This is a genomic window from Streptomyces sp. ISL-87 (genome assembly GCF_018614095.1).
Taxonomy (GTDB): Bacteria; Actinomycetota; Actinomycetes; order Streptomycetales; family Streptomycetaceae; genus Streptomyces.
The window spans coordinates 1-7,419 of record NZ_JAGGOY010000149.1 but is presented as its reverse complement, the minus strand read 5'-3'; the positions used below and the strand labels follow the sequence as shown (position 1 = coordinate 7,419).

Below are 7,419 nucleotides of genomic sequence, written 5' to 3'. Positions count from 1 at the left end.
CAGACGTGGTGCGATACCAACCGCCGGCCGCCAGGGCGCCAGGTCAGGCCGCTCCTTCAGCAGGTCATCCGTTGTCACGTAGAGTGCGGTCGCGAGGGTGTTCAGGTTGTTCGTCACACAACGATCTTGAACACCCTCGCTCTCGTCACCGCAGGCACCCCTTGGAATTGATCATCTAGGCGGCGCGCGCCGCCCGGATTCCCGCCGGGCGGCGCGCGGTCATCTGTGCAGGTCGCGCAGCACGGATCGTGGATCGTGGATCGTGGATCGTGTCAGACCTCCACGATGATCTTCCCTGCGGTGTGTCCGGCCTGGCTGAGCTCGAAGGCGGCGGCCAGCTCGGAGAGGGGGAAGGTCTTGGCGACCGGGACGGTGAGCCGGCCGCTGTCGGCGAGCCGCCCCAGTTCGGCGAGGTCGCTGCCCACGGGCCGGACCCACATCCACTGGCCGCCGGCTCCCATGACGGTGTGGTCGGTGATGGAGGCGTGCCGGCCGCCGGCCGCGAGGACCGCCGTGGTGACGTCGAGGACGCCGCCGACGAAGTCCGCGACGACGCTCACCCCGTCCGGGGCCAGCGCGCGGACCCGTTCGGTGAGGCCGTCACCGTACTCGACGGGCTCGCAGCCCAGCTCGCGCAGCCGGTCGTGGTTGCGCGGGGAGGCGGTGCCGATGACGCGGGCACCGAGGGCGCGGGCGATCTGCACGGCAAAGGAGCCGACGCCGCCCGCCGCGGCGTGTACGAGGACGGTGTCGTCCTTGCCGGTGCCCAGCCGGGTGAGCAGCTGGTACGCGGTGAGCCCGGCCAGCGGCAGGCCCGCCGCCTCCTGCCAGCTGAGTGAGGCGGGCTTGGCGGCGAGGGTCCGGACCGGGACGCTGACGAATTCGGCGAAGGTGCCGCCGTGCACGTAGTCCTTGCGGGCGTAGGCGATGACCTCGTCGCCGGCCTTGAACTCGGGCGCGTCGATTCCGACCCGCTCGACGGTACCGGCCACGTCCCAGCCGGGGACCACGGGATACATGGCGTCCATCAGGCCGTCGAGCCCGCCGGCCATGATCTTCCAGTCGACGGGGTTGACCGCTGCGCACTTGACCCGGACGAGGACCTCGCCGGGGGCGACCTTGGGCATCGGCAGCCGGGTCTCGGCGAGCACCTCCGTCCCGCCGTATGTCTCGTATGCCATCGCCCGCATGGTGTCCTGGGACATGGACCCGACCTTTCGGTGAGCTGGTGGAACGATCTCCCTCCCCATCCCACCACGAAAGGCCGTGCCCGCCCCGAAAGCCGGGGCGGGCACGGCACGGGAACTCCCGCGGGCTCAGAGGGCCCGATGGGCGGCGATCACCTCCGCGTAGTGGCGGCCGCTGGATTTGACGGTGCGGCGCTGGGTGGCGTAGTCGACGTGTACGAGGCCGAAGCGCTTGTCGTAGCCGTAGGCCCACTCGAAGTTGTCCAGCAGGGACCAGGCGTAGTAGCCGGCCACGGGCGCGCCCCGGCGGGCCGCACGGGCGCAGGCGGCCAGGTGGCCCGTCAGGTACCGGGTCCGCTCCGGGTCGTGGACGCCGCCGTCGGGGCCGACGGTGTCGGGGTACGAGGAGCCGTTTTCGGTGACGTGGATGCGCTGGGCTCCGTACTCCTCGGCCAGCCGCATCAGCAGGGTCTCCATGCCGTTCGCGTCGACCTCCCAGTCCATCGCGGTGCGCGGGACGCCGGGCCGGTCGATCTGGCGGGCGAAGGGTGCGGGGCCGGCCGGGTCGGCGGTGACGATCTGCGGGAAGTAGTAGTTCAGGCCGATCCAGTCGAGCGGGGCCGCGATGGTGTCGAGGTCTCCGGGGTGTTCGGGGAGTTCCACGCCGTAGACCTCGCGCATGTCGGCGGGGAAGCCGCGGCCGTGGACTGGGTCGAGCCACCAGCGGTTGACGTGGCCGTCCATCCGCACGGCCGCCGCCCGGTCGGCCTCGCCGTCGGTGGCGGGCGCGACGGTGGAGAGGTTGTTGACGATGCCGATCCGCGCGCGGGGTGCGGCGGCGCGGATGGCCTGGGTGGCGAGGCCGTGGCCGAGCAGCAGGTGGTAGGAGGCGCGGACGGCGGCGGTCAGGTCGGTCCAGCCGGGCGCCATCCGGCCCTCGAGGTGTCCGATCCAGGCCGAACACAGCGGTTCGTTGAGCGTGGCCCATTGGGTGACCCGGTCACCGAGGCGTGCGGCGACGAGTGCAGCGTACGAGGAGAGGTGCTCGGCGGTCGCCCGTTCGGGCCAGCCGCCGCGGTCCTGGAGGGCCTGGGGCAGGTCCCAGTGATACAGGGTGACGGAGGGCTCGATCCCGGCGGCGAGCAGTCCGTCGACGAGCCGGTCGTAGAAGTCCAGGCCCTTGGGGTTGGGCGGTCCGTCGCCGCCGGGGAGGACGCGCGGCCAGGCCACGGACAGGCGGTAGGCGTTGGTGCCGAGCTGCCGCATCAGCTCGATGTCCTCGCGCCAGCGGTGGTAGTGGTCGCAGGCCGTGTCGCCGTTGTGGCCGCCGTCGATGGTGCCGGGGGTGTGGGAGAAGGTGTCCCAGATCGAGGGGGCGCGGCCGTCCTCGGCGACGGCGCCCTCGATCTGGTAGGCGGAGGTCGCGGTGCCCCAGGCGAAGTCGCGGGGCAGTGCGGCGAGGTCGATGGTGTGGGCGCCGGGCACGCCGGGAACGGGCGTGTGGGGATCGGTCACGATGAGGCTTTCGGAGTTGGTCACTTGACGGCTCCTGCCGTGAGTCCGGCCACCAAGTACCGCTGGAGCAGCAGGAATCCGGCGACTACGGGGATGCTGACGACGAGCGAGGCGGCCATGATCTGGTTCCAGTAGACGTCGTTCTGCGTGGAGTAGCCCTGGAGGCCGACGGCGAGCGTGCGGGTGGTGTCGTTGGTCATGACGGAGGCGAAGAGCACCTCGCCCCAGGCGGTCATGAAGGCGTAGACGGCGACGGCGACGATGCCGGGCACGGCGGCCGGGACCACCACCCGCACCAGCGCGCCGAGCGGACCGCAGCCGTCGACGGTGGCGGCCTCGTCGAGGTCGCGGGGGACCGAGTCGAAGTACCCGATGAGCATCCAGATGGAGAAGGGGAGGGAGAAGGTCAGGTAGGTGAGGATCAGCCCGCCGCGGGAGCCGTACAGCGCGACCCCGGTGGTGTTGCCGATGTTCACGAAGATCAGGAACAGCGGGAGCAGGAAGAGGATCCCGGGGAACATCTGGGTGGACAGCACGGTGACGGTGAACAGGCGTTTGCCGCGGAAGCGGTAGCGGCTGACCGCGTAGGCCGCGAAGACGGCTATGACCACCGAGCAGACGGTGGCGGCGCCGGCCACGATCAGGGAGTTCACGAAGTATTTCGCGAGCGGGACGGTGTGCCAGATGTCGATGTACGGGCGGATGGTGAGCCCGCTGGGGATCCACCGGAACCGCCCGGAGACGTCCCCCAGCGGTTTGAGCGAACTGGTGACCATCACGTAGACGGGCAGCAGTACGAAACCGGAGAGGAGGGTGAGGAAGACGGCCCGGACCGCCCGGAAGGATGCGGGCGCCCGGCGGAGGTCAGGCATCGGCGTTCCTCCGTCCGCGCGTGGTGAAGAACAGGTACACGGCGGTGACCAGCAGGAGGAACAGCAGCAGGAGGACGGACATGGCCGAGCCGGTGCCGAAGTTCCATGTGACGAAGCTGGCCTGGTAGATGTGGATGGAGATCAGGTCGGCTGCCTCGGGAGCCGCCTTGCCGAACAGCACGAACGGCGTGTTGAAGTCGTTGAACGTCCACAGGAACAGCACCAGGATCAGGACCTGGTTGACCGCGCCGACCGACGGGAGGGTGATCCGGCGGATCTGCTGCCAGATGCCGGCGCCGTCCAGCGCGGCGGCCTCGTAGAGCTCCCCGGGGATGTTCTGGAGCGCGGCCGTCACTATGAGGAAGGCGAACGGCCAGCCCTTCCAGACGGATACGGTCAGCAGCGCCCAGAAACTGTTGTCGCCCAGCAGCCAGAAGGTGTGCTCGCCGCCACCGAGACCGAGCTGGTCGTGGACGACGTGGTTCACCAGGCCGTTGTCCCGCTGGAACATGAACGCCCAGGTGATGACGGCCGCGTAGACGGGCAGGGCGTAGGGGACCAGGAACAGCGCGCGCAGGATGCCGCGGCCGCGGAAGGACTCCTGCGTGAACACGGCGGCCGCGGTGCCGAGCAGCCAGCACAGGCCTACGGAGAGCAGGGTGAACAGGCAGGTGGTGAGGAAGGAGCCGAGCAGCGCCGCACCGACGGGCCGGTTGACGTCGACGGCCAGTTCGTAGTTGTCGAAGCCCGTCCAGGGGGCGCGGGACCAGTCCCGGATGAAGAACTGGGTCAGCTGCCGGAAGCTCATCAGGATGCCCATCACCATCGGGACGAGGTGGATGAGCAGTTCGAGGAGCAGGGCGGGCAGCAGCAGGAGGTAGGGCAGGGCGGCGCGGCGCAGCCGTCCGGTGCGGCGCACGCGAGCGGTGGTCCGCCGAACCCTGCCCGCCGTGGCGGAGGTCATGGGGGCGCGCTCACTTCGCCATCTGCTGCTGGGCCTTGGTGAGCTTCGACTTGACCGACTCGGTGGTCACCGGGCGGCCCGCCGCGGCGTCGGCGAAGAGCTCCTTGACGGCTGTGCCGACGGCGGTCTCGAACTGGGACTCCTCGGGGACCTGCGGGAGCGGGGCGGCGCTGGTGGCCAGGGTGGTACGCAGGACGGTGAGGTCCTCGGTGGCGAACGCGGTGTCGGTCTGGGCCGCCTTGACCGGCGGGATGGACCCGTAGGCCTTGTTGAGGATCTTCTGCTCCTCGTCGCCGGTCATGAACTTCACGAACTTCAGGGCGCCGTCGGTGTTGTCGGTGTTCTTGAAGACGGCCATGTTGATGCCGGCGACCATCGAGTTGGTGTTCTTGCCGGTGCCGGGGACGCCGCCGGCGGGGACCGGGACGGGAGCCACGCCCCAGTCGCCCTCCTTCATGCCGTGGGCCTTGAAGGAGGAGGCCGCGCTCTGCCACAGGACCATGGCGGTCTTGCCGTTGGCGAAGTCCTGGAGGGACTGGTTCTGCGCGTACTCCGCGTTACCCGGCGCGATGATCTTGTCCTTGGCCATCAGGTCGACGTACTGCTTGACGGCGTCGACTGTGGCGGGGCCGTCGAAGGCGGGCTTGCCGGCGGCGTCGAAGAAGTCCGCGCCGCGCTGCCTGGCGAGGACGAAGGCCTGGTGGATGTTGTTGGAGGGGTTGGAACCCTCCGCGGCGAGCCCCCACTTGCCGTCCTTGGACAGCCGCTGACCGGTGGTGACGAGCTCGTCCCAGGTCGCCGGGGGCTTCTCGATGCCCGCCTCCCGGAACATCTTCTTGTTGTAGTAGAGCGCGTACGACATCGAGTAGAGCGGGACGGCGGCCGGGTCCTGGCCGGGGGCGCCGGCCGAGCCGATGGCGGACTCGACGAAGCGGTCCTTGCCGCCGATGGCGTCGAAGTGCTCGGTGTCCCAGGGGAGCAGGGCCCCGGTGGCCTGGAGAGAGGCGGACCAGGTGTTGCCGATGTTCAGGACGTCCGGGCCCTGGCCCGAGGCGGTGGCGGCGAGGATCCGGTTGAGGAGGTCCGGCCAGGGGACGACTTCGAGCTTGACCTTGATGCCGGTCCGCTGCTCGAACTTCTTCAGCTCCGGGCCGAGGGTCGCCTCGTCCGCCGCCATGTCGGGGCCCTGGTTGGAGGCCCAGTACGTGAGCTCCTTGGGGGCGGTGTTGGAACCGCCCTCGGCCCCCGTGGAGCCGCCGCCGCAACCGGTGGCGGCGGAGAGGAGGGAGACGGTGATCGCGGTGGCGGCAGCGGCTCGGGTTCTGCGCATGGCGGATCGGCCCCTTTCGGCAGGGTCGGGGGGAAAGGCCGGCGAGGTGTGCCGATCGGTGTCGACTCGGCCTCCAGGGCGCTCATCGCATCCAGGCCTTAATTTAGGACGTGAGTTAAGCCTCGTGAAAGGGTCGCGTCAAGAGGTCGCGCAGGGGTATGTTGCGACCAACTGCAGGGCGGAAGGGGCCAGATGACCACAGGGCGTAGCGGCCGGACAGTGCGGGACCTGCGGCGCGGCAACCGCAGCGCCGTACTTCAGCGGCTGTACTTCGGCGGGCCGATGAGCCGTCAGGAACTGGGACCCGCGACGGGACTGAGCTCCGGATCTGTCAGCAACGTGGTCGGCGAACTCCTCGCGGACGGACTGCTGGAGGAGGCCGGCATCGTCGACTCGGACGGCGGGCGGCCGCGCACCCTGCTGCGGGTGGCCCCCGACAGTGCCCACATGATCGGGGTCGATGTCGGGGAAACCCGGGTACGGGTCGAGCTTTTCGACCTCGCGCTCACCGAACTGGCGTGTACGGAAACGCCGTTGCAGCCGCGTGGCTGCTACGACGTCGGGCCGATCGTGGACCACGTCCGGACCGGTATCGCGACAGTGCTCGCCGAGGCCGGGGTCGGAACGGACCGGCTGCTGGGCGTGGGGGTGGGCGTTCCCGGGATCGTGGACCGCGCGGCGCCGGGCGGAGCGGTGGTGCACGGGCAGACGATCGGCTGGGACGCGGTGCCGCTGGAGGCGCTGCTGCGCGCGACCGGGGCGCTGCCGGAGCAGGTCCCGTACATCATCGACAACGGCGCACGGACGCTCGGCCAGGCCGAGATGTGGTTCGGGGCGGGGCGGGGGGCGCGGGACGCGGTCGTGGTGCTGTTCGGCTCGGGGGTCGGCGCCAGCCTGATCACCGACGGCTCACCGGACGGCGGCAACACCGAGGGCACCCCGCTGGAATGGGGGCACCTCACGGTCTCCGTCCGGGGGCGGCGCTGCCGGTGCGGGGCGCTGGGCTGCCTGGAGGCGTACACGGGGGCGGAGTCCCTGCTGGCACGCTGGGCGGAACGGGACGGGGGCGCGGGCGATCCGGCGCGATCACCGGACTCCGTGGACGAGGAGGAAGCCATCGCCGCGCTGCTAGCCGCGGCACGGGCGGCGGATCCGGTGGCTCGGGAGGTCCTGGAGGAGACGGCGGAGTACCTGGGCGCTGGCCTGTCCGACCTGATCAACCTGTTCCAGCCGGAGCGGATCCTGATCGGCGGCTGGGCGGGCCTGATGCTCGGGCCGCACATCCTGCCGGCCGTACGGGAACACGCGACGCGCTACGCCCTGCGCCACCCGTCCGCGCGGGTCACGATCGACCTCGGCTCGCTCGGCCCGGACGCGGTCACCGTCGGCGCGGCCACGCTCCCCCTGTCGGCCTTCTTCGCCGCAGGCGGCCGCCCTACACCGCCGGAGCCCGCGACGGAACAGCCGGGCTGGCGGACGGCCCTGGCGGTCCGGGACGGGGCGGGCTCACGACGGGGATGACCCGCGGGGGGGCGGGGCGGTGGCCCCGGG

At 70.8% G+C, this 7,419-nt stretch carries 6 protein-coding genes and 1 pseudogene; 1 reads left to right on the top strand and 6 read right to left on the bottom strand.

Features of this window, described 5'->3' with window-relative positions; translation table 11 throughout:
• The 6 genes and pseudogenes from J7I97_RS39385 to J7I97_RS37510 form a co-directional block, all read right to left on the bottom strand.
• Window positions 1-117 (bottom strand): annotated as a pseudogene (locus J7I97_RS39385) (IS982 family transposase); the annotation flags it as partial.
• A gap of 155 nt (window positions 118-272) precedes the next feature.
• Window positions 273-1,190, bottom strand: a complete 918-nt coding sequence (locus tag J7I97_RS37530) for an NADP-dependent oxidoreductase (RefSeq protein WP_214944664.1) — start codon at window positions 1,188-1,190, stop codon at window positions 273-275.
• A gap of 126 nt (window positions 1,191-1,316) precedes the next feature.
• Window positions 1,317-2,672, bottom strand: coding sequence for a GH1 family beta-glucosidase (locus tag J7I97_RS37525; protein ID WP_214944662.1), 1,356 nt, complete (start codon window positions 2,670-2,672; stop codon window positions 1,317-1,319).
• Between the two features lie 50 nt (window positions 2,673-2,722).
• Entirely contained in the window at window positions 2,723-3,574 is an 852-nt protein-coding gene (locus tag J7I97_RS37520; RefSeq protein ID WP_214944660.1) for a carbohydrate ABC transporter permease, read from the bottom strand.
• Window positions 3,567-4,538, bottom strand: a complete 972-nt coding sequence (locus tag J7I97_RS37515; RefSeq protein ID WP_214944658.1) for a carbohydrate ABC transporter permease — start codon at window positions 4,536-4,538, stop codon at window positions 3,567-3,569. The genes J7I97_RS37520 and J7I97_RS37515 overlap by 8 nt, the downstream gene beginning before the upstream one ends.
• Window positions 4,539-4,548: 10 nt before the next feature.
• Complete coding sequence (locus J7I97_RS37510) at window positions 4,549-5,868, bottom strand: sugar ABC transporter substrate-binding protein (protein ID WP_214944656.1); 1,320 nt, start codon at window positions 5,866-5,868, stop codon at window positions 4,549-4,551.
• A 192-nt stretch (window positions 5,869-6,060) separates the two neighbouring features.
• Between J7I97_RS37510 and J7I97_RS37505 the strand changes: the two genes are divergently transcribed.
• A complete protein-coding gene (locus J7I97_RS37505) occupies window positions 6,061-7,389 on the top strand; it encodes an ROK family transcriptional regulator (RefSeq protein WP_214944654.1) in 1,329 nt (442 codons plus the stop codon).
• Window positions 7,390-7,419 lie beyond the last annotated feature (30 nt).

Excerpts from the sequence above, each read along its gene's own strand:
- J7I97_RS37530 (WP_214944664.1), bottom strand. The coding sequence starts at position 1,190 with ATGCGGGCGATGGCATACGAGACATACGGCGGGACGGAGGTGCTCGCC.
- J7I97_RS37520 (WP_214944660.1), bottom strand. The coding sequence starts at position 3,574 with ATGCCTGACCTCCGCCGGGCGCCCGCATCCTTCCGGGCGGTCCGGGCC.
- J7I97_RS37515 (WP_214944658.1), bottom strand. The coding sequence starts at position 4,538 with ATGACCTCCGCCACGGCGGGCAGGGTTCGGCGGACCACCGCTCGCGTG.
- J7I97_RS37510 (WP_214944656.1), bottom strand. The coding sequence starts at position 5,868 with ATGCGCAGAACCCGAGCCGCTGCCGCCACCGCGATCACCGTCTCCCTC.
- J7I97_RS37505 (WP_214944654.1), top strand. The coding sequence starts at position 6,061 with ATGACCACAGGGCGTAGCGGCCGGACAGTGCGGGACCTGCGGCGCGGC.